Consider the following 21,361-nt stretch of genomic DNA (forward strand, 5'->3'; position numbering starts at 1 on the left):
ATCGAGGAATTTCTCACAATTCAGAAGATTGGTGGGATGACACCCTTCCTTATCATAATCCCTAACACTATGAAAACAGTACACATAATAAAATAAAATCCAGAAAAGCGAACCCCCCAAATATATGCCGTTAAACGGTATCCACCGCTGAGCATGCTATGACAATCGTAATATTTTGAATTTAATTCGGAAAAAGCCGCATCAGGATTAGCGATCCTTCCGAGAATTATTCCTTGTTCTAGTTCAAATAAATCTCTATCATACCAATATAAATCTCGCGCTTTATCCTCAAAGGACTTTGTCTTTGTCCCGTAGGAAATGAATGCTGCAATAAATCCGCATACTGCGATTGTCATGCCGATGAGACTGGACTGATCTCCAAATATTATATCCTGGGTAAATATCAAAAATGCCGATATTATCGTAAGTGATAATGATAAATATGATATACAGAAAAAAGATGCATTTGAAGCGTTGTCGTATTTTTCTTTCATCGATATGATTTTTTTACGAGCTTCGGCGACATCGTCGACTAAGTTTGTGCTGCTATGCGTAGACGTCATTACGAAGCTCTCCAGGCTAGATCGTTTATTTCATAAAGGATTTCATCCAAGCGCCCGTCGAACACGCGGTCCAGCCGCGCGAAACCCCCGCCTTGCTGGCGGAACTCGCCTTGATCCAGGACCTCGCGGTCGACGATGACTTCCTTCTTCATCTGCCGCCCGATCCGCTCGAGCCAGTCGCGTTGCGCCTTCGTCCAGGACTGGCTGGATAGCACCCGGCGCATTGCCCGGTCCACCCGCTCATCATAGGGAACCAGCGGGTCGCCCAGCGCGGCCTGACGGATGTAGCCGATGACCGAGGCGGCGATGTCGGCGTTCGTCGCGTCGCGGAAGGCGGCGCGCAGTTCGGCCTCGCCGAAGCCGTCCCGTTCCAGCAGCAGGCGGACCTCGCGAAGCTGGGCGCGGGTCAGGTCTCGGGGGCGGTTGGCGACGGCGTTGAGCGCCGGGACTTGGTTCAGGTTCTCCGCCAGATAGCGGCGGAAGCTGGCGAGGTAGTCCTCGGGCCGGGTGATGTTCGGGCCGTAGCCGGTCTCCTCGTGCCGGAACTCGTCGGCCCCGCCGTAGAGCGGCACATGGATGGGGTCGTCGGCGACGCGGGTATCCAGCAGCTCCATCAGGGCGCGGTGCTCGAGGAGGGTGCGGGCCGCTTCCTCTGGCGGCGCGTCCTTCACGCGTCGGATGAAGCTGTCGGGGTCGGTACCGGCCAGCTCGCGGAACCGCCGCTCCCCGGCTTCCGACAGGCGGCGGCGCTTGCGGTGCAGCTTGGCGACGATCTGGCCGACCAGCCAGCGCGCCTGGCGGGCCCTACGCTCGGCGACCTCCGGGGCTGCAGGCGGCCCCTCGAACGGCGCCTGTTCTTCCTCGGCGAAGCCGGTCGGCGGCAGCGCCGGGGCGGGGGGTGGAAGGGGCGTGGCGGTGGCTTCGGCCAGTTCCTCCATCAGCGTAGCGAAGGTAATGTTGGGGTTGGCGACGACCGGCCGCATCTCCGTCAGGTCCTGCATCGCGGCATAGAGGCCGACCGCGTCGAAGATGCGGAAGGCGGTCTTGTGCTGGCCGGAACCGAACAGGTCCTCGCACAGGCGGGTGCCGCGGCCGATCATCTGCTCGTACAGGATGCGGCTGTTGACCCGGCGGATGAAGACGAGGTTGACGATCTCCGGCACGTCGATGCCGGTGGTCAGCAGGTCCACGGTGACCGCGACCTTGGGCAGAGACTCGTTCTTGAAGCGGCGGATCTGGCGCATCGGGTCGTCCGACCGCCCGGTGATCTTGGCGACCGTGTCGTTCTCCACGGCGCCGTAGCGGGCGGCGAAGGCGGCGCGCAAGGCGCCGACCACCATGTCGGCGTGCAGGTCGGTGGCGCAGAACACCAGTGTCTTCCCCGAAAGGCCGGGGTCGATGTGGCCGGCGAGCCATTCGGCGATGACCCGGTTGAAGTCCGGTGTCAGGACCCTGCGATTGAAGTCCTGCACGTCGAACCGGACCTCGTCGTCCAGATGGATGAGGTCGAGCTGTCCGGTCCGGGTGTCGAGGACGTCCACCCGCTCCCCGGCGTCCCAGTGGATGCCTTCCTGGCTGAGCGCGGTGTGGGCGCGGATGGGCGGCTCGTGGTCCACCAGCCAGCCGTCGATCACCGCCTCCTGGTAGGTGTAGCGGACGACGGGTTCGCCGAAGATCTCCACGGTGTGCAGGGCCGGCGTCGCGGTCAGCCCGACCTTCACCGCGTCGAAGCGGTCGAGCACGCGGCGGTACTTGGAGACGTAATCATCCTGGCTGCGGAAGCTCAGCTCCTCGTCGCCCATCTCGCGGTCGAGCAGGTAGCCGCGATGGCACTCGTCGACGACGATGCAGTCGTACTGGTCGATCGCCGGCGGCTCCTCGCCGTAGAGGACGCGCTTGACCAGCGCCTGGACGGTCGCGATGTGCAGCTTCGTCTCAGGGTCGGGCAGGATGTCGCCCAGTTCCTTCACCGCGAAGATGTCGGCGAAGACCTGATGATGCTCCATCCGCGTTTCCTTGAACGCGTTGCCGGCCTGCTCGCCTAGCGCGGTCCGGTCGACCAGGAACAGGATGCGGCGGAACCGTTGCGCCTTCAGCAGGCGGTAGACCAGCGCGATGCAGGTCTTGGTCTTGCCGGTGCCGGTCGCCATCGCGACCAGGATCTCGCGCCGGCCGGCGGAGATCGCCTCCTCGACGGCGCGGATGGCGCGCTGCTGGTAGTCGCGGAGGGGGAAGTTGAAGGCGAACGGGTCGCGCGACAGCCGCGCGTCGGCAGCGCGCGGGTCGTTGCGCAGCGCCTCGAGGAGGCCGGCGGGGGTGTACCAGCCGTCCAGCGCCTTGGCGAGGTTCTGCGGGTGACGGCCGTCGCGGAACCAGATGCCCGACAGCGCCTCGAACTGGCGCAGGAAGGGGCGGCCGTTCGTCGAGAACAGGAAGGGGACGCGCAGGTCGCCCCAAGGCCCCTCCACCGGCGGCTGCTCGTCTCCGCGCGGGACGTAGCCGCGGCTGTAGCGCTCTGCCCGGTTGATGAACTCCGACACGTTGGCGTTGGCGCGCTTGGCCTCGACCATGCCGACGATGGTCAAGCCGGCGAACAGCGCGTAGTCGGCCACGCCGTCGGCGGTGGGCCACTCGGCGATAGCCAGGTTGCGCCCCTTCTGCGGGCGGGCGCCGGCCGCGTGGGTGAGCACCTCGCTGTCGGCCTCCCAGCCAGCGTCGCGAAGCTGGGCGTCGATCAGGCGGCGGGTCTCGCGCTCGTCGAGGTCGATGCCCTGGCCGATGGCGTAGGCCACCTCGACGCGGTCCTGGATGGCCTCCGCCGGCTCGCTCGCCGCCTGGGCCTGAGCGGCGGTGAGCTCGGCCTCGAGTCGCGCGCGGTCGGCGTCGGCCTCCTGGGCGAGCCGCTCCCAGGACTGGCGCTCGGCCTCGGCGCGGGCGGCGCGCTCCTCGGCGGACAGGCGGCGGTCGGCCTCGGCCTGGGCCGCCGCTTGCGCCTCGGCCGCCAAGCGCTCGTGCGCCGACTGCCGCTCGGCGAGTTCTCCTCGCAGTCGCTCCAGTTCGGCCTTCAGTGCAGCGCCCTCGGCGCGCGGGTCCGGAGGAAGGACGAACGGGCTGGGCGCAAAGGTGCGGTCGCCGGTGACGGTCCGGTGGAACCAGATCCCCAGCGTCCGAGCGTTCTTCAGGCAGGACAGCGCCATCCGATGATCGCCGTCGAGATCGTGCGCGGCGTCGTTCCGGGCTTTGCGGAGGAAGTGGAAGAGGTCGCCGACCTCGCGGGTCAGCACGCCGCGATCGCGCAGGCGGCGCAGCAGGTCGGCCTGCTTTTCCTCTGGGGAGGTCCACATCCCGAGCTTGGCTGCCGTCAACTGCGCCAGGAGTTCGGCGAACTGCCCGATCTTGATGATAGAGGTGTTCGCGTCCTCGGCGAAGAAGCGCTCGGCCAGGGCGCCCAGCCGTTCGATCTGGACATCATGCCGTGCCAGGAACCCGAAATTGGACGAACGCGCCACAAGAATTCTCCCGCTGGTAGAATGTTTTACACGCGGCGGGCTGCGGTGTCACCTGAATCAATCGCGTGATGGTTGGGGGTGAGCGTCCTTAGCGAAAGTCATGGGGTGATCTGGTCATGCCGCCCATGCTCTATCGAACACAGCAGGCGATCTCACCTGCGCGGGTTCGCCGGCGATCCGGTGGTGCCGCTTCAAAGCCCTCGATCACCACCGTCCGCGCGCCCACTTGGAAGGTGCGGGGCTTGACGGTGATACGCGGCTGGATGTGGGAGAGCGTCACTCCGTTAAAATCCAGCGCGATCACCGCTTCGATCAGCGGAATGTTCACTTCGATCTTGCCGTAAGAGTTTACGATCGCATGCCCCATGAGATAGTTCTGATGTTCGGGGAAAACCCAGCTGCGCCGCAAAGTGTCCTGGTAGTCGTGGCGCAGCGAATACAGCACGTGGAATTTGGACTTAATTCCAACACCTTCAAGATAGCCGCCGCGCCGGTTGAAGACTTTGGATGAAGTCATTGAATAGGTGTCATCACAGCCGCATCGCCAATCGGGAAACAGGCGCTTTTAGCCTTCAGCACGGCGCGCCTCGACCAAATCGAAGAAGCCCAGGCGGAGCAGTTCCGGGTGAATAGGCAGAAGGCGTTTGCCCGCCGGAGTTTTTACACTTTTCTCCTGGGGCGACTCATCCTCGTCATCCGACAGGTCTGTGGTGATTTTCAGGATGGGCCAACCGTGCCGAAGGAACACATCAGCGACCTCAGCTTGGCCGAGTTCGTTGGGCCGCACTCCCATCAAATACATGACCAGCGGTAGCCAAAATTTCCAGCCCGACTCGAGGTGCGTTCCCTGGAGCGACAACCGGTGCGACGACTTGGCTCCGCTGAATAGTGGTGACGAGAACAGGCGTTCTAGAGCGGTTCTCTCAAAGGGCAGTCGCAGCTCGTCTTTGCGCGGCTTTTTGCCACCGCTGTTCATCACGGTGATTCCGTTGACGACGTTGACTTTTCCAGGAGTCGCCTTATTGCGAGAAGCGTATTCGAATATTTGACGGAGTGGAGAAAGATAATTGGAGTTGATGGTTTTGGCCGATATGGTTCGGACCGGCTTTGGCACGCTGGGATCTGGCGTTTTGCCACCAGAGCGAGCCGCCGCCCATGCAGCCCTGCGCTCTTCGTTGGCCGCAACAGCTTCGGGAATCGAGGCGTAGGCGTGCTGAGTGTTGTGCCTGAGCGGAGTGTCGAGCAACGTATCTTTAAATGTTATTATATCGTTGTCAGTAACACTCCAAATGGGCATGCGGCCGATCACCTCCGTGAAAGCATGTTCAGCGGCACGATATTTTTTAGCCATTTTCGTGCCGATGTCTTTTTTCTCCAGGAGTACCAATTCGGTGATCGCAGCAACATCAAGATCAGCCTTGTAGCCGAGCCCAGCGGGGCGCGAAGGAGTCGCGTCAGCCGTCGCCGTGGCAGGGGACGATGAAGCGAGTGCACGCATTGGTGGCGCCACAGGCGCGGCAGCGGGGGGTGCTGCGGCCACCAACTGAGAATTCGCAGGCAGTGCCGCGAACGAGTGGGCAATGGGTGCTGCCGCATCCGGCGTGGCCACCGCAATGGGGAATGGACAGACACCGTGGAACAACGGATCGTGGGGCGGACCCCAGAACATCGCTTGGTCGCGCTCGACGGCACGCCGGGCGGCCTCGACTTCGGCGCGGAGCAGGTGCAAGCAAATGATGTCGAGCAGAAGCGATCCTTCCTCGACGGACTCTCCGAGGACGGCGAGGAGATGTTTGGCGACAGGTTGAACGTCTCGATGGTCGGCAAGGGCGAGCTGGCGGCAGGTCCGATCCAGACGGGCGGCGTTGTCGAAGGGGAAGGTGGTGACATCGTCAACGCTGTAGGCGCGGCCATAGGCAAGCCGTCTTTCCAAGTCCTCCTTGGACTTCCGCGCGTAGTGCGCGCGGGCCATCTCCTCTATGTGCGCCTGTGACACCATCGATGCCGTCGCGAGCCGTCTGTTCTATTTCGGCGCGCGATGCGCGCTCGTTTCTTGGCTGCGGGAACCGGATACCCCGCCGCTTCCAAAGGCGGCCAAGGTCGGTCGCAGCCAACGGGCGGTGTTTCCCAAGCCGACCACCGTCCTGACGGGGCGTCCAGAGGGCGGCCACAGTCCGAGCATTGGGGCGTGGTCTACAGCTTTCCGGAGGTGGTCGATCCGTTCACTGATGCCGCCTGGCACGCATGGGCTGTGCCTCACGACGCGCGCCGACGAATGGGCATACGCGAGGCGGGGAGCGCCTCGAGGTTCGAGAAGCGCGATGACGGCCGCCGTCTTCGTCGAGGTGGGTTCGGGCCGGCCGGCCTGACATTTCGATTGCGCCGGAACGGACGCGTCCTCCGAGCCAGCGTCGTTGGAGAAAGCCGTTGCCGCAGTCGTCCCCGCGAGGGTCGCCGCAACGGTGGGGACGGGGCGATCCCGTCCTCGCGACGGATTTGCGGGCTCGGCCGTCGCAACCCTCACCCCGGTTCTCGGTCCTTCCATTCGCTCTCTCCTGGTGGTCTAGAGGTCTTGCCGCTCCGTCGCGGGGACGGTAGTCAATCGTCCCCGCGACGGTAATCACCGTCCCGGGGACGGTGTCTTGTCCGGGTCCGCGCCCGTCCTCGCTCCCGTCCCCAATACGGGGAGAAGTGTTGACAGACGATCCGAAGTCCCGTATTGAAGACGGTGGGTGAAGAGAACTTTCATCGGCAATTCCTCGACTCCATGTGTTCTGATAGATCGAAAACGTTATTCGATCGATTCTGAAAAAAGAGTTTCTGGAGTGTGCTGACGTCTGTGACAAAATTTCGCCATTTTCGGCGTAGCCGATAAGCGGGTGTGGGCAATTGTCGCCGCAACCCGCGAGAATCCTCGCTTTCGCGGCCTCCAGGCAGGCGCACTGGCATCCCCGATGAACTGCCAATCGGCATGCTTCTGTGTCGGCGGAGGCGTCGCGTCCTTCGTGGCGAGTTTCCGTCATGCGTGCCGACGGGCCCCCAGTTCCGGTAACGGGGACGGGGAGGGCCAGCCGTCGCGACGGTGCGGCCTCCGTCGCGACGGGTCCTAAAAAGGGTCGACGAACCGCAATCGGCTCCGTCCTGAGGACGGTGGCGTGCGTCGTCACCGAGCCGGCGCCGATTGCGGGAACGGTCTGCGCTTCAGCCTGAGGACGATAAGGCCTTGGTGATGGACACCGTGCCGCCGATCGTCACCGTCCTCGCCCGCACGCGAAAGGTCCGGGTAGGGCCCGAGAAACGGGCCGGGATGTGGTCCAGCGTGATGCCGTCGAGATCGAGGTCGATGACCGCTTGGATCAGCCCGGCGGAGAGTTCGCGCGAGCCGTAGATCGCCGCCACCGAAGCATCCTCATGGCCCATCAGCAGATTCTGCTGGTCCGGGAAAACGCCGCTGCGCCGCAGGGTATTTTTGTAGTTGTGGCGCAGAGAATACAGCGCGTGGCGTTGCGACTTGATGCCGATCCGGTCCAGGTAGCCGCCGACGCGGTTGAACACCTTCGACGACGTCATGGAGTAGGTGCCGTCGCAGCCCGGACGCCAGTCGCCAAGGATCCGGGAAGCTCCCCTCGACCGCTGCGCTTCCACCAGGTCGAGGAACCCCAGGCGCAGTAACTCCGGGTGGATCGGCAGGGTGCGCTCGCCCGCGACTGTCTTTACGCGCTTCTTCACGTCGCTCCGGTCTTTCTCACCGTCTTCGTCCGCGGCGTCGGGGGTGACCCGCAGGCACGGCCATCCGAGTTCGACGACGACGTCGCCGACCTCGGCTTGCCCCATCTCGTTGGGGCGCAGCCCCATCAGGTACATGCCGAGCGGCAGCCAGAACCGCCAGCCGGCCTCGAGGTGGGTGCCCGCGCCATGGAGTCGCTTCGGCGACAGGGCGCCGACGAACAGCGGTGAGTTGAACAGGGTCCGCAGGTCGTCGTGCGCGAAGGGCAGGCGCTTGTCGACCTTGTGCCGCTTGGACTCGCCGCCAACCCCCAAGGCCCGCACGGTCGCGGCTGCGTTGATCTTGCTGGGGGTAGCTCTGTTGGCGGCGGCGTAGGCGAAGATTTGGCGCAGCGGCGACAGGTAATTGGCGTTGATGGTCTTGGTCGACAGCGTCGGCAGGGGCTTCGGTTGGCGAGCGTCGGCCGCGCGCGCGTCACGGCGCTGCCGGTTGTCGGCGGCGGCTTCGCGGATGGACGCGAACTTGTGCTGGGTGTTGAAGCGGGCCGGAGCGTCGAGAAGGGTGTCCTTGAAGTTAAGGACATCGTCCTCGGTGCAGAGCCAAACCGGCTTGGAGCCGATCACGTCGATGAAGGCGCGCGCCGCGGAGCGGTACTTCTCAGCCATCTTGGCGGGCAGCCGCTTCTCGGTGATCACGGCCTCGGCGAGCGCCGCGACATCCTGCCAGGCCTTCGGGCCGAGGCCGGCGGGAGGAACGCCGCACGACGGCGCCGGCTGAGGTCGGCCGGCCTCCGGAGCGAAGCCCGCCAGCCCCCGCTCTCCGAGGACGTCGGATTGGCCGCGAAACTCCGTCGGGGCACATCCGATGGCGCGGAGCGCCGCTTCGATCTCGACGCGCAGCAGGTCGCGGAGAAGGGTCAGCGGACGCGCGCCGCCGGCGAGCGAGTCGTCGAGCGTGTCGAGGACGTCGCGCCACGTGTCGCCGGCGATCGCAGGGTGGGGGAGGGGTGGCGAGGCGATGTGGTCCGACGGCTCGGCCGAGGCCCCGTCGCCGACGGCGTTGCGGCCGGCGGCGATGAAAGTGGTGTCCGGGGCATCCAAAGGCAGTGCGAAGAACGCGCGCACCATCGTCGCGATCGCTCCGCTCTCGAGTTGGGCATCCCGCCGCACCGCGTCGAACAACGCCAGGGCGGCTTGGCTCAATCGGAGACCGCGCCGCTGAGCGGCGGCTCGGTCGGTGGTGGCTAGGCTACGCTTGAGCTCCACCCGGCCGAAGCGCTTGCACAGGCAGCTTGGGATGCGGATGCGGAAATGGTAGAGGCCGCGAATGAGTGCGACATGAGGGGTGCGCATGACGGGGCGTCCCGGATCTGGTGGCCGGGTTCACTCGCCCAAAGATAGCGAGATTGTGACCGGCATTGTGTACCAGATTCGGGCATCGGGCATTGCGGCTGAAGAAACATCATTTCAGAACAATGCCTTAAGGTGAATCTGGCAGAGGGTCCCATCCCCTCCGCCATTCCTTTCAAATCAAATACTTAGCTGGCTGATTTGGCGGTTTCCTGGGGCTGCAACCCAGGAGAAACCGTTGTGTGCGCCGGTGTCGGTCGGAATGCACCCGGGACAGTGCTCCGCCAATTCCAGGCGGCTGCAAATCGTGGGAATCCGGTGGGTTGGCGTCTACGCTTCCAGCACGGACTCGACCTCCGACAGATCGCTCAGGCGGCGGGCCAGCTTGTCCGTGCACTGGATTTCCAGAATACCGAAGCCGGCGTTCGGTGATATCGCATGCAGGTCGCCGGCCATGCCGTTCTGGCTGGCGAAGCGCTTGACCCGCTCCACCATGGCGTCGCGCTCGGGCCGGCCCGGACGCAGGCCGGGCAAAGGGCGGGTGAAGAGGATCTTGTAGCGTTTGAACATGGCGTGAGCCATGGGAGAGGCTCCCGGCCTGCGGAGTGGAGATGGACGCGCCAGGGGATGTGGCACGTCCGCCCCCACCGGTGCAAGCCCTTCAGGCTGCCATCAGTCCTTGGTCGGCTCCACATTCTCCGCACCTTTGCGGGTGCCGCCGAAGCGGTCGGCGCCCTTGGCGTCGGGGGCGTCCGGCTTCTTGTGGTTGCCGGTGTTCTGCTGGTCGTCGGTGTGCTTGACGGTCTCTTCGGTGTGGGGCTGCTTCATAGCGGGGCCTCATGATCCATTCAAAAAGTCACCCCATCAACCGGCCAGGCTTGCGCCCGTTCCCTCGGATCACGTCTCAGATCACATTGGTCTCCAGCAGGGGGCGGTTCTCCGCCAGACGGTCGTAGGCGAAGGCCGACAGGTTCAGGCTGCGGTAGGCGCCGGTCGCGATCAACTCCGCCAGCCCGCGCCCGGCGCCCGGTGCCTGTTGCAGGCCATGGCCGCTGAAGCCGTTGCAGAACAGGAAGTTGCGAAGCTCCGGATGCGGCCCGATGACGGCGTTCTGGTCGATCTCGTTGTATTCGTAGAAGCCGGCCCAGGCGTTCGTGACCTTGATCGCCTCGAAGGCGGGGACGCGTTCGGCCAGCGCCGGCCACATCATCTCCTCGAACAGGTCGTGTTCCACCGTCAGGTCGTCAGTGTCCGGATCGCGCTCGGCGGGCGGCGGGGCGCCGCAGATGAACTGCTTGCCCTCGGGCCGGAACCACACGCCGGACGGGTCGATGACCAGCGGGCAGCCGGGAAGCTCCTCGCGGCAATCGAACACGAAAACGCAGCGCTTGCGCGCCGACACCGGCAGGTCCACCCCGGCCATGGTGGCGACGCGGCGGGCCTGCGGCCCGGCGGCGTTGACCGCCACTCCGCAGGACAACTGCCGGCCATCGGCCAGACGCACCGCTGTGACCTTGCCGTCGGCGGTGTCGATTCCCGCGACCTCCCCGGCGATCATGGCGACGCCCAGCGCCTTGGCCTTGCGGCGGAAGGCCTGCATCAGGCTGTAGCCGTCGAACCAGCCCTCCCCGGACAGGCCCAGCGAGCCGAGCGCGATTCCCTCCACGGACAGCCAGGGGAAGCGGGCGGTCAGGTCCTCCGGCGACAGCAGGGCCACGTCGGCCCCGCAGGAGAGCTGGATGGCGTTGTTCCGGCGCAGGATGTCCGCCCCGGCCCCGGTCGCCAGATAGAGATAGCCCGGCTCGCGCAGGCCCAGATCCACCGGGTCGCCGTCCACGGACAGATGCTGCGTCGCGTTGCGGATGAAGGACAGGCCGAACTGCGACAGGGCGATGTTCGCCGGGGTCGAGAACTGCTGCCGGATCGAGCTGGCCGACAGGGCGGAGGAGGCGCGCTGGTAGGTCGGGTCCCGCTCCACCACCGCCACGCTGCCGCCGAAGCCGGGGTCGTTCGCCAGGAAATAGGCGACCGCGCAGCCCATCACACCACCGCCGACGATCACGACGTCGTACCGATCCGCCATCGAACGCTCCCGAATTAACCTTGTTTATCGTTCCGGTGATCGGGCCAGAAGGCGGGGCCGCCGTCAAGAGGGCTCAGGAGGGCCGGCGCTCACCGTCCGGCGCTCACAGCCCGGCGATGGCGCGGGAAACGGTCATCCACTCGTCGCCCGGTTCGGCGTCCCGCAGCGCCAGCAGGGGCGGCCAGACGCCCAACCGGCTGCGGCGGCGCTGGGTGACGAAGCGGTCGATTTCCTCCGGTGTCGGCAGGCGGTCGGACTTGCGCTGGTTGCAGCGGCGGTGCGCCAGCACGACGTTCGGCGCCGCGTCGAGGCCGCCATAGGCCAGCGGGATCAGATGGTCGAAGGTTGCCTTGGCCCCCACCGGCTCCCCGCAATAAAAGCAGCGCCCGCCTTGCAACACGTCCATGAGGCGGTACTCGTCGGGGCTGACCGGCATGACGGCATCCTTCGGCAATTCACACCGGCAGTCGGATCAGCACGCGCAGGCCGCCGTAGGGGCTGTCGCTGAGCGTGATGTCGCCGCCGTGGCTGCGGGCGACGTCGCGGGCGATGGTCAGCCCCAGCCCGGCCCCGCCGGTCGCTTGGTTGCGGGAGCTGTCCAGCCGGAAGAAGGGTTTGAACACGTCGTCGCGGGAAACCTGCGGGATTCCCGGCCCGTCGTCGTCCACCAGGATGTCGATGAAGCCGTGCTCGCGCTCCGCCCGCACCCAGATGCGGTCGCCATGGCGCCGCGCGTTGGACAGCAGGTTGGCGAGGCAGCGGCGGGTCGCGTTGGGGCGCAGCGGCAGGGTGAGCCCGTCCGGCGCCGCCAGGGCCACCTCCGCCCCCTCGCGGCGGACGCCGGAGACCACCTCGTTGAGGATGCGGGTCAGGTCGGTCGGCTGGACGGCCTCCGTCCCCTCGCCGCGGGCGAAAGCCAGATAGCCCTCGATCATCGTCTCCATCTCGGTGACGTCGGTCAGAAGCTCCTCGACCTCCGGCCCGTCGCCGATCATGTCCAGCGCCAGCTTCATGCGGGTCAGCGGCGTGCGCAGGTCGTGGCTGACGCCGGCCAGCATCTCCGTCCGCTGGGTGATCTGGCGGTGGATGCGCTCGCGCATGCGCAGGAAGGCGACAGCGGCCTGCCGCACCTCGGTCGCCCCCTCCGGCTTGAAGTTGCGCACGTCGCGCCCCTTGCCCAGCGCGTCCGCGGCGGCGGCCAGCCGCTTGATGGGGCGGATCTGGTTGCGCATGAAGATGATGGCGACGGTGAACAGCACCAGGGCCGAACCGACCATCCACAGGATGAAGATGTAGCTGGTCGGGCTGAACAGGCGGCGTTCCGGCGACATCACCGACAGCACGCCGTCCGGCATCTGCACGCGGATCTCGTACCATTCGCGGGTGATGCGGGTGTTGATGGCGAAGGGCCGCCGCACCCGCTCGTGCAGCGCCTTGCTGAGCGTGTTCTCCAGCATGCCGCGCAGCTTCGGCGGGTGGTCGGGCAGGGTGCTGCCCGGCTCCAGCGTCACGATCAGGTCGGTGCTGCGCGCGGTGGCGGCCAGCGTCCAGTTGCGCCCCTCCGGGGTCGGGTCGTGCTCCAGCATGCCGATGACCATGGCGATGTCGCCGGCCACCGCGAAGGCCAGCCGGTTCGTCATGGTGTCCCAGTGCCGGTCGTAGAAGATCCAGGTCGCCACCGCCTGGGCCAGGATGACCGGTGTCACGATGATCAGCAGCGAGCGGCCGAACAGCGTCCGGGGCAGGAACCGCTTCAGCAGCCCCGTCTGCTCGCGGCGCGGCATCGGCATCGGTGCGGCGGCGGTGTCGGTGGTCATGGTCCTGGTCCTGGCTTTCCAGCGGTCCCGTTACGGGTCCGGCCTCAAAACATAGCCCTCGCCGCGCACCGTGTGGAGGTAGCGCGGCTCCCGCGGGTCGGGCTCGATCTTGCGGCGCAGGCGGGTCACCTGCACATCGATGGTGCGGGCGTTGCCGGCGACCTTGCTGCGCTCCGTCAACTCCTCGCGCGAGAAGATGGTGCCGGGGGAGGCGGCGAGCACGCGCAGCAGCCCGGCCTCCGCCGTGGTCAGCCGGACCACCTCCTCGCCCGCCCGCAGCTCGTCGCGGTCGGGCAGATAGATCATCGGGCCGAGCTTCACCGGCTGCGGCGGCACCGGGTCCGCCGGTCGGCTGGCCTGGCGGCGCAGAATCGAGTTGATGCGCAGCAGCAGCTCGCGCGGGTTGAAGGGCTTGGCGAGGTAGTCGTCGGCCCCGGCCTCCAGCCCGGCGATGCGGTCGTCCGGCTCGCCCCGCGCGGTCAGCAGCAGGATGGGCAGGTCGCGCTCCCGCCGCAGCGATTCGGTCAGCTCCAGGCCGGTCTCGCCCGGCATCATGATGTCGAGGACCAGCAGGTCGAAGGCGAGCCCGGCCAGCTTCGCCCGCGCCTCCGCGGCGTCCTTCGCGGTGGCCACCAGGAAGCCGTTGCCGGCGAGATACTTGCGCAGCAACTCGCGCAGGCGGGTGTCGTCATCGACGACCAGGATGTGGGGCTGGTCTTCTTCGGTCATGGCGCGACTGTAGCGCAACCCCGCGCGCCGCACCAAGGGAAGCGGCGCCGGCCAGATCATGCATCAGGCCGGGCATCAGACCGGGCATCAGGCCGCGCATCGGGTTCCCATCAGGCCGTCGCATCGGCGCCCGCGGTCAAGTCCGCCAGGGTGGACAGGATGCGGTTGGGCGCAGCGGGTTTGGTCAGAACGAGGCAGCCCGCGTCCTTGGCGGCGCGCACGAGGTCGGCGGACAACTCTCCGGTCAGCAGGATGGCCGGAACGTCCCGTCCCAGCACCCCGCGAAGGGTCTGGATGCCGCTCAGCCCATCGGTGCCGCCGGGCAAACGGTAGTCGCTGAGGATTGCCGAGGGAGCCTGAAGCGTGGCCTGGGCGGCGGCGAGGGCGGAATCGAAGCTGTCCGCCGCCATCACACCGGCCCCGGCCTGCTCCAGCAGCAGGGTCAGGGAGCTGCGTTGCAGCGGGTCGTCCTCGACCACCAGCACCCGCCGTCCCGACAGGCGCCTGGGTGATGCCCGCTCCGTCGTCGACGCGGCCGGCGCCACCACCGCCGGCGCCGGGACGGCAGGGGGGCGCGCGCGGGGCAGGGTTACCGCGAAGACGGAGCCGCGCCCGACCCGCGACCGGACATCCAGCGGGTGGCCGAGCAGGCGGGCGGTGTGTTCCACGATGGACAGGCCGAGACCGGCGCCGCGCGACCCGTCGCGGGCGGGGTTGCCGATCTGGTAGAACTCCTCCCAGATCGTGCCCAGCTCGGCGCTGGCGATGCCCTGGCCGCTGTCCCAGATCTCCACCCGCAGGCTGTCGCCACGAGGCCGCGCCCCGACGACCACGCCGCCGCGCGCCGTGTATTTGACGGCGTTGGACAGCAGGTTGCGCAGAATCGGCTGAAGCCGCGCGGGATCGCTGCGCACCCAGGCGGCGGTGGGAATCACGGTCAGCCGCAAGCCCTTGCCCTCGGCCTCCGCCCGCAGTTCGGCGACGAGCTGGTCGAGCAGCGGGGCGAGCGGGAAGGTGCCGATCTCCACCGGCACCACGCCGGCCTCCAACCGCGACAGGGTCAGCAGATCGTCGAGCAGCCGCTGCCCGGCCTGGAGCGACGCCGAAGCCATGGCGCCCAGCTGCTGGAGCGTCGGGTTCGGCGCCTCCTTCAACAGCAGCTCATGGAAGGCGGCCAGACCTTGCAGGGGTTGGCGCAGGTCGTGACTGACGGTCGCCAAGACCTTCATTTTGGCGAGGCTGGCCATCTCCGCGCTGCGCAGGGCCTTCTCCAGATCCACCGTGCGCTGGCGGACGCGTTCGTCCAGACTCTGGTTGGCGCGCAGAAGCTCCGCCCGGACCGCCTCCTCCCGCCGGGCGCCCGCCAGTGCGAAGACGAACAGCACCGAGGCACCGGTCAGGATGCCGCCGCTAATCGCCGTGGTCCACAGGGCGCGTTCCCGCCAGGGCGCCATCACCTCGGCCAGCGGGCGGCTCGCCACCACCACGATCGGGAAACCGGTCAGCATCCGCGCCGCGGTGATCTGCGCGCCCTCCACGATCGCCGGGCCGTCCGGCGGGTCCCAGGGCTGGGGCCAAGCGGCGGAGGGAGGGGCGACGGCGCTGTGCGGCGGCCATTCCGCCAGCTTCTCCCTGCCGCTGGTGAACAGGGCCAGCCGCGCGCCCTCGCCCCAGCCGGCCTCCCCGTACATCTGAGAGAAGTAGGTGTTCTGGATGCCCGCCACCGCGATCGCCAGCAGGGCTCCCTCCTCGTCGCGCAGGGCGCGGCTGATGGTGAAGCGTCCCTGGCTGACGCCGGGGCCGGGCAGGTGGGACCCGACATGTAGACCCGGCGGCGGTCCCTGCATGACGCCGAGATGGGCCTGGGCGTAATCCCGCTCCGACAGATCGCGGGGCGGCGGCGGGTGTTCCGCGCTGTCCAGAAGCAGCCGGCCCCGCGCGTCGAGCGCCCAGACGCCGGCGATCTGCGGCAGGCGTTCGGCGCGGGCGCGCATCGCGGCCTGGATGCGCTGCCCTTCCGCGGGGTCGCGGCGGTCCCACCGCTCCAGCGCGTCCAGCAGCATGCGCAGTTGCGCGTCCCCCGATTCGATGGCGCGGCTGGCATGTTCGTCGAGAAGGTGAGCCGTGGCGGTGAATTCGCGGCGGGCCTGTTCCAGTGTGGCGTGGCGGTCGCGGGAGACCGACAGGGCGGACACGCCGACGCACAGGGCGGCAAAGGTCAGGAAAGCGGCCACGAGATGGGCGCGCTGCATGCCGCCGGCTCCTTCAGGAAAGCTAAGGCAAAAGAATCGGGCTGCCAAAACTATGGGCTAAGCAACAAGCCCTGGACAACTCTGCCGAAGGGCAGGGCCGACACCGACGATCGAGGCAAGAGTCGCGAGTCGAAACATGTGTCTGGGCTTTGACCGGAGGGTTCGGGTTGCATCCCGGCCTTTCGATCCCCACGTGAGAAGAGTCGAATTTCTTTGGGTCTACGGTCCGCTTGCAGATCGCTGCGTCTGGTCCTTCCCCTCGGTGATTTGATGTGAACCCGTGGCATGAGCGCCATGGGAAACCTCGTTCAAGGAACTACCAGATGGCTACTGGAACCGTGAAATGGTTCAACACCACCAAGGGCTACGGCTTCATCCAGCCGGATGATGGGACGGCCGACGTGTTCGTCCACATCTCCGCCGTTGAGCGGTCGGGCATCAACATTCATGAAGGCCAGAAGCTGTCGTACGAACTCCAGCGCGACCCCAAGAAGGGCAAGAGCGCCGCGGCCAACCTGAAGGAAGCGTAATTTTCAGCCCCGATTTTTTCGGGGCCGCTCATTCAGGGGCCGGTTGCCCCCAATCCTGTAACAGCCGCTTCACAAAAGAAACGCATGCTCCAAGGACCATCGGGACCGCCCGGATGGTGCCATGGGGCACGATGACGATCACAGGAGGCATGCATGGCATCCGATAACCGCAGCGCGGATCGGAATGATCTCGACTCCATGACCCGCGAGTTTCTTGCGAAGGGGGGTAAAATCGTTCAGTGCCCGCCGGGGTCTTCGGACAGCGTGGTTTACAAGCGCACCTCCTTCCGTCGTCGCGGCGCCGCGAACGCCGCGGGCAAGGAAGGGGCGGAGGGTGCCGCCGGCACTCCGCCGGCGGACGCGGCTCCCCCCGCCGCTGCGGAGCCGGCCCCAACCCCGGCCAAGGATTGAGTCGACTGGACGTTGACTTGGCCGGGATTGGCTTGCCCGGGATTGACATGGCCGGAGATTGACCCGACTGGCTTTCGGCCCGGTTCCTACCGCTTCACGGCGGCGAGCCGGGCCGGCACGGGGGGCGTGAACTTCACCCGGTCCTCTTCATCCATCATGCCCAGCATCACCTTGCGGAAGCCCTCGACGGCCTCCGCCCCGGCCATGCGGTAGGCGCGGGCGATCCGCTGCCGCTGCGTTTCGGACAGCTGGCGTTCCAGCTCCACGCCCTTTTCCGTCAGTTCCAGCAGACGTTGCCGCCGGTCCCGCACGCCCGTCTGCTGCTGGATGAATTCCTGCCGGACCAGCTCCCCCAGCACGCGCGACAGGCTCTGCTTGGTGATCTTCAGGATCGCCAGAAGCTCCGACACGGTGATCTTCGGATAGCGCCCGACGAAATAGATGACGCGGTGGTGCGCCCGGCCGAAGCCGATCTGCGCCAGGATCTCGTCCGGCTCCGCGGTGAATTCCCGATAGGCGTAGAACAGCAGCTCCATGCCCGTGCGAAGTTCCTCTTCGCGCAGGAAAAGCTGGTTCACGCCCGCTTTTATGTCAGCCATGTTGACGTGATCGGTGCGATTCGTTACAAATGGGTCAATAAGCCAGACATAAACGAACAAAGGCCGCGAGACAAGCGCGGCTTTCGACAATTCCATTCCAAGTCCCGAGCAACGGGCCAAAGACCAAGGTGGGAGCCGCCATGTCCATCCTTCCCTTCGACGACCGCGACGGCGTGATCTGGTACGACGGCGCGCTGGTGCCGTGGCGCGACGCGAACCTGCACGTCCTGTCGCACGGCCTGCACTACGCGAGCTGCGTGTTCGAAGGCGAGCGCGTCTACAACGGCACGGTGTTCAAGCTGACCGAACACAGCGAGCGTCTGGCCGCCTCGGCCCGCATCCTGGGCTTCGAACTGCCTTATTCGGTGGCGGAGATCGACGCCGCGACGAACGAGACGGTGAAGGCGATGGGCTTCACCGACGCCTATGTCCGCCCGGTGGCGTGGCGCGGCAGCGAGATGATGGGCGTGGCGGCGCAGGCCAGCCGCATCCACGTCGCCATCGCCGTCTGGCAGTGGCCGAGCTACTTCAGCCCCGAGGCGAAGATGGCCGGAATCAAGCTGACCTGGGCGCCGTGGCGCCGCCCGGCCCCGGACACCGCCCCGACCGCGTCGAAGGCGGCGGGCCTCTACATGATCTGCACGCTGTCCAAGCACGCGGCGGAGGCCGAGGGCTACCAGGACGCGCTGATGCTCGACTACCGCGGCTATCTGGCCGAGGCGACCGGGGCGAACCTGTTCCTGGTGATGGACGGCAAGATCCACACGCCGAAGCCCGACTGCTTCCTGGACGGCATCACCCGCCGCACGGTGATCGACCTTGCCAAGGCCCGCGGCATCGAGGTGATCGAGCGCCACATCCAGCCCGACGAACTGGCGAACACCCAGGAGGTCTTCCTGACCGGCACCGCCGCGGAGGTGACCCCGGTCGGCCAGATCGGCGACTACCGCTTCACGCCGGGCCGCGTCTGCGAGACGCTGGTGAAGGATTACGACGCGCTGGTGCGCGGGTAAGGGACTTGCTTCTTCTCCTCCCCGGCCATTTTCCCAACCTGTTGGGGCCGGGGAGGGATTTACCTCCGGACAAGCCCACGCTCGACAGCGGGGGTGGGGTGGGCCATATACTCGGTTCCCGTTCCGTACCCCTGGCGCGAGCGCACCCGCATGTCCCATCCCGTCCTGACCGCCCTCCCGCAGAAGTCCCTGCCCAAGCTGGAGGCGGGCAAGAAGTTCGAACTGGTGTCGGAGTTCAAGCCCTCCGGCGACCAGCCGCGCGCCATCGGGGAGTTGACCGAGGGGCTGCGCGCCGGCGAGAAGGATCAAGTGCTGCTCGGCGTCACGGGCTCCGGCAAGACCTTCACCATGGCGCACGTCATCCAGCACGTCCAGCGCCCCACCCTGGTCCTCGCCCCGAACAAGACGCTGGCGGCGCAGCTCTATGGCGAGATGAAGTCCTTCTTCCCGAACAACGCCGTGGAATACTTCGTCTCCTACTACGATTACTATCAGCCGGAAGCCTACGTGCCGCGCACCGATACCTTCATCGAGAAGGAGTCCTCGATCAACGAGCAGATCGACCGGATGCGCCACTCGGCGACGCGGGCGCTGCTGGAGCGGGACGACGTCATCATCGTGGCGTCGGTCTCCTGCATCTACGGCATCGGCTCGGTCGAAACCTATTCGGAGATGACCGTCGATCTGCGCAAGGGCCAGGTGGTCGCCCAGCCCGACCTGCTGCGCAAGCTGACCGAGCTTCAGTACAAGCGCAACGACGCGGCCTTCGGGCGCGGCCTGTTCCGGGTGCGCGGCGACACGGTGGAACTGTTCCCCGCCCATATGGAGGACCGCGCGTGGCGCATCTCCCTGTTCGGCGACGAGATCGAGGGCATCCATGAGATCGACCCGCTGACCGGCGAGAAGATCGCCTCGCTGGAAGCCGTGCGCATCTATCCCAACAGCCACTATGTGACGCCCAAGCCGACGCTCAACCAAGCCATCGAGCAGATCAAGCGCGAGCTGAAGCTCCGGCTGGAGGAGTTCAACGCCCAGGGCAAGCTGCTGGAGGCGCAGCGGCTGGAGCAGCGCACGACCTTCGACATCGAGATGATGGCGGCCACCGGCGCCTGCGCCGGCATCGAGAACTATTCCCGCTACCTGACGGGCCGCGCGGCGGGCGAGCCGCCGCCGACGCTGTTCGAGTATTTGCCGGGCGACGCGCTGCTGATCGTGGACGAAAGCCACGTCATGGTGCCGCAGATCGGCGGCATGTACCGCGGCGACCGGATGCGCAAGGAGACGCTGTCCGAATACGGCTTCCGCCTGCCCAGCGCCATGGACAACCGCCCGCTGAAGTTCGAGGAGTGGGAGGGCATGCGCCCGCAGACGGTCTTCGTCTCGGCCACCCCCGGCCCCTGGGAGATGGAGCGCACCGGCGGCGTCTTCGCCGAGCAGGTGGTCCGCCCAACCGGCCTGATCGACCCGGAGGTGATCATCCGTCCCACCGAGACGCAGGTGGACGACCTGATCCACGAGTGCAAGGAGGTGGTCGCGAAGGGCAACCGCGTGCTGGTCACCACGCTCACCAAGAAGATGGCGGAGGCGCTGACCGAATACATGCACGAGGCGGGGCTGCGCGTGCGCTACATCCACTCCGACGTGGAGACGCTGGAGCGCATCGAGATCATCCGCGACCTGCGGCTCGGCGCCTACGACGTGCTGGTCGGCATCAACCTGCTGCGCGAGGGGCTGGACATCCCGGAATGCTCGCTGGTCGCCATCCTGGACGCCGACAAGGAGGGCTATCTGCGTTCCAAGACCTCCCTGATCCAGACCATCGGCCGCGCCGCCCGCAACATCGAGGGGCGGGCGATCCTCTACGCCGACAAGATCACCGGCAGCATGCAGTACGCCATCGACGAGACGGCGCGCCGCCGCGAGAGACAACGGGCGTACAATCTGGAGCACGGCATCACGCCAGAATCCGTGAAGAAGGCGATCGGCGACATCCTGGAGAGCGTGTACGAGCGCGGCGATCACGTCACCGTGAAGACTGGCCTGAACGCGTCGGAACTGGTCGGCCACAACCTGAAGTCCGTGATGGCCGACATGGAGAAGCGCATGAAGGCCGCCGCCGCCGACCTGGAGTTCGAGGAGGCCGCCCGCCTGCGCGACGAACTCCGCCGGCTGGAAGCGATGGACCTCGGGCTGGAGCAGCCGGGCAGCATCGGCATCAGCTCCGCCCGGCAGGGCCGCGGCATTCCCGAGGGCGCTCCGAAGAAGCAGGGACGCCGGGGACGGCGCTGACCGGGACGGCGCCACCTCCGGAATAATATCTCCATCGCAGGCGTTCATCCTGTCAGCACGGCCCGCCCGCCGGGCCGCGACCCCTGGCACAGGAACGCCAATGACGACGCTCCGCTCGCTGTCCCTTCTGTCCTTCGCCGCCCTTCTCCTGTCCGGCTGCTACGTCGCCGCCGGGACACCCGCACCCGTCTACGGCTATGGACACCGTTCCTATGGGTACGGCTATTACGAGCGCCCGCTGTACCGCCATTACGGGCCGCCGCCCGTGGTGTATGGCCGCCCCTACTACGGCGGCTACTATGGCGGCCATCGCGGCGGTCATCATGGCGGCCCCCGTCACCATCAACGGCACGGCGGACTCCGTCACGGCGGCTGGTAGGAAGCGGCCGGGACCGGCCCGCTCCCGGAAATCGTCGTTAACAAAGGCTCAATGCTTTGGTCCGATCATGACCTGAATACATTCGCTCCCGCTGATGCACGAATCCGAGGC

The 21,361-nt window shown here is 66.5% G+C and carries 19 protein-coding genes; 6 read left to right on the plus strand and 13 right to left on the minus strand.

The window, feature by feature from the left end:
* Positions 1–20 precede the first annotated feature (20 nt).
* The 4 genes from JJL56_RS01155 to JJL56_RS01170 form a co-directional block, all read right to left on the minus strand.
* A complete protein-coding gene (locus tag JJL56_RS01155; RefSeq protein WP_200483867.1) occupies positions 21–563 on the minus strand; it encodes a hypothetical protein in 543 nt (180 codons plus the stop codon).
* Entirely contained in the window at positions 563–4,072 is a 3,510-nt protein-coding gene (hsdR, locus tag JJL56_RS01160) for a type I restriction-modification system endonuclease (protein WP_200483868.1), read from the minus strand. The genes JJL56_RS01155 and hsdR overlap by 1 nt, the downstream gene beginning before the upstream one ends.
* 130 nt (positions 4,073–4,202) lie before the next feature.
* Positions 4,203–4,589, minus strand: a complete 387-nt coding sequence (locus tag JJL56_RS01165; protein ID WP_200483869.1) for a site-specific integrase — start codon at positions 4,587–4,589, stop codon at positions 4,203–4,205.
* Positions 4,590–4,637: 48 nt separating this feature from the next.
* Complete coding sequence (locus tag JJL56_RS01170) at positions 4,638–5,570, minus strand: site-specific integrase (RefSeq protein ID WP_200483870.1); 933 nt, start codon at positions 5,568–5,570, stop codon at positions 4,638–4,640.
* 135 nt (positions 5,571–5,705) lie between these two features.
* On the opposite strand from JJL56_RS01170, the gene JJL56_RS01175 reads away from it, so the two are divergent.
* Positions 5,706–6,065, plus strand: a complete 360-nt coding sequence (locus JJL56_RS01175; RefSeq protein ID WP_200483871.1) for a hypothetical protein — start codon at positions 5,706–5,708, stop codon at positions 6,063–6,065.
* A 1,208-nt stretch (positions 6,066–7,273) separates the two neighbouring features.
* Here JJL56_RS01175 and JJL56_RS01180 read toward each other — a convergent pair.
* From JJL56_RS01180 to JJL56_RS01215, 8 genes are all read right to left on the minus strand, one after another.
* The gene (locus tag JJL56_RS01180) at positions 7,274–9,151 is read right to left on the minus strand and encodes a site-specific integrase (RefSeq protein ID WP_200483872.1); all 1,878 of its coding nucleotides are present in this window, start codon (positions 9,149–9,151) and stop codon (positions 7,274–7,276) included.
* A gap of 327 nt (positions 9,152–9,478) precedes the next feature.
* The gene (locus JJL56_RS01185) at positions 9,479–9,730 is read right to left on the minus strand and encodes a hypothetical protein (RefSeq protein WP_200483873.1); all 252 of its coding nucleotides are present in this window, start codon (positions 9,728–9,730) and stop codon (positions 9,479–9,481) included.
* A gap of 90 nt (positions 9,731–9,820) precedes the next feature.
* Entirely contained in the window at positions 9,821–9,976 is a 156-nt protein-coding gene (locus JJL56_RS01190) for a hypothetical protein (RefSeq protein WP_014197509.1), read from the minus strand.
* Positions 9,977–10,052: 76 nt separating this feature from the next.
* Complete coding sequence (locus tag JJL56_RS01195) at positions 10,053–11,231, minus strand: NAD(P)/FAD-dependent oxidoreductase (protein ID WP_200483874.1); 1,179 nt, start codon at positions 11,229–11,231, stop codon at positions 10,053–10,055.
* A 103-nt stretch (positions 11,232–11,334) separates the two neighbouring features.
* Positions 11,335–11,667 carry an HNH endonuclease gene (locus JJL56_RS01200; protein WP_200483875.1) on the minus strand — a complete coding sequence of 111 codons (333 nt, stop codon included), beginning with the start codon at positions 11,665–11,667 and terminating at the stop codon, positions 11,335–11,337.
* Between the two features lie 19 nt (positions 11,668–11,686).
* Complete coding sequence (locus JJL56_RS01205; RefSeq protein WP_145623888.1) at positions 11,687–13,048, minus strand: ATP-binding protein; 1,362 nt, start codon at positions 13,046–13,048, stop codon at positions 11,687–11,689.
* Between the two features lie 30 nt (positions 13,049–13,078).
* Positions 13,079–13,777, minus strand: coding sequence for a response regulator (locus tag JJL56_RS01210; RefSeq protein WP_035676932.1), 699 nt, complete (start codon positions 13,775–13,777; stop codon positions 13,079–13,081).
* A gap of 110 nt (positions 13,778–13,887) precedes the next feature.
* A complete protein-coding gene (locus JJL56_RS01215; protein WP_200483876.1) occupies positions 13,888–16,029 on the minus strand; it encodes an ATP-binding protein in 2,142 nt (713 codons plus the stop codon).
* A 323-nt stretch (positions 16,030–16,352) separates the two neighbouring features.
* Here JJL56_RS01215 and JJL56_RS01220 point away from each other — a divergent pair, with 323 nt between their 5' ends.
* Both JJL56_RS01220 and JJL56_RS01225 read left to right on the plus strand, forming a co-directional pair.
* Entirely contained in the window at positions 16,353–16,559 is a 207-nt protein-coding gene (locus JJL56_RS01220; RefSeq protein WP_014197503.1) for a cold-shock protein, read from the plus strand.
* Positions 16,560–16,712: 153 nt separating this feature from the next.
* Complete coding sequence (locus tag JJL56_RS01225) at positions 16,713–16,970, plus strand: hypothetical protein (protein WP_200483877.1); 258 nt, start codon at positions 16,713–16,715, stop codon at positions 16,968–16,970.
* Between the two features lie 86 nt (positions 16,971–17,056).
* On the opposite strand, the gene JJL56_RS01230 is transcribed toward JJL56_RS01225, so the two are convergent.
* Positions 17,057–17,569: a MarR family winged helix-turn-helix transcriptional regulator gene (locus JJL56_RS01230; protein ID WP_145623881.1), complete on the minus strand. Its 513-nt coding sequence runs from the start codon at positions 17,567–17,569 to the stop codon at positions 17,057–17,059.
* A 140-nt stretch (positions 17,570–17,709) separates the two neighbouring features.
* Between JJL56_RS01230 and JJL56_RS01235 the strand changes: the two genes are divergently transcribed.
* From JJL56_RS01235 to JJL56_RS01245, 3 genes are all read left to right on the plus strand, one after another.
* Positions 17,710–18,582, plus strand: a complete 873-nt coding sequence (locus JJL56_RS01235; RefSeq protein ID WP_200483878.1) for a branched-chain amino acid aminotransferase — start codon at positions 17,710–17,712, stop codon at positions 18,580–18,582.
* A 150-nt stretch (positions 18,583–18,732) separates the two neighbouring features.
* A complete protein-coding gene (uvrB, locus tag JJL56_RS01240) occupies positions 18,733–20,871 on the plus strand; it encodes an excinuclease ABC subunit UvrB (protein WP_200483879.1) in 2,139 nt (712 codons plus the stop codon).
* Positions 20,872–20,971: 100 nt separating this feature from the next.
* A complete protein-coding gene (locus JJL56_RS01245; RefSeq protein ID WP_200483880.1) occupies positions 20,972–21,250 on the plus strand; it encodes a neuropeptide-like protein 29 in 279 nt (92 codons plus the stop codon).
* Positions 21,251–21,361: the final 111 nt, after the last annotated feature.

This window comes from Azospirillum aestuarii (genome assembly GCF_016632405.1).
GTDB classification, from domain to species: Bacteria; Pseudomonadota; Alphaproteobacteria; order Azospirillales; family Azospirillaceae; genus Azospirillum; species Azospirillum aestuarii.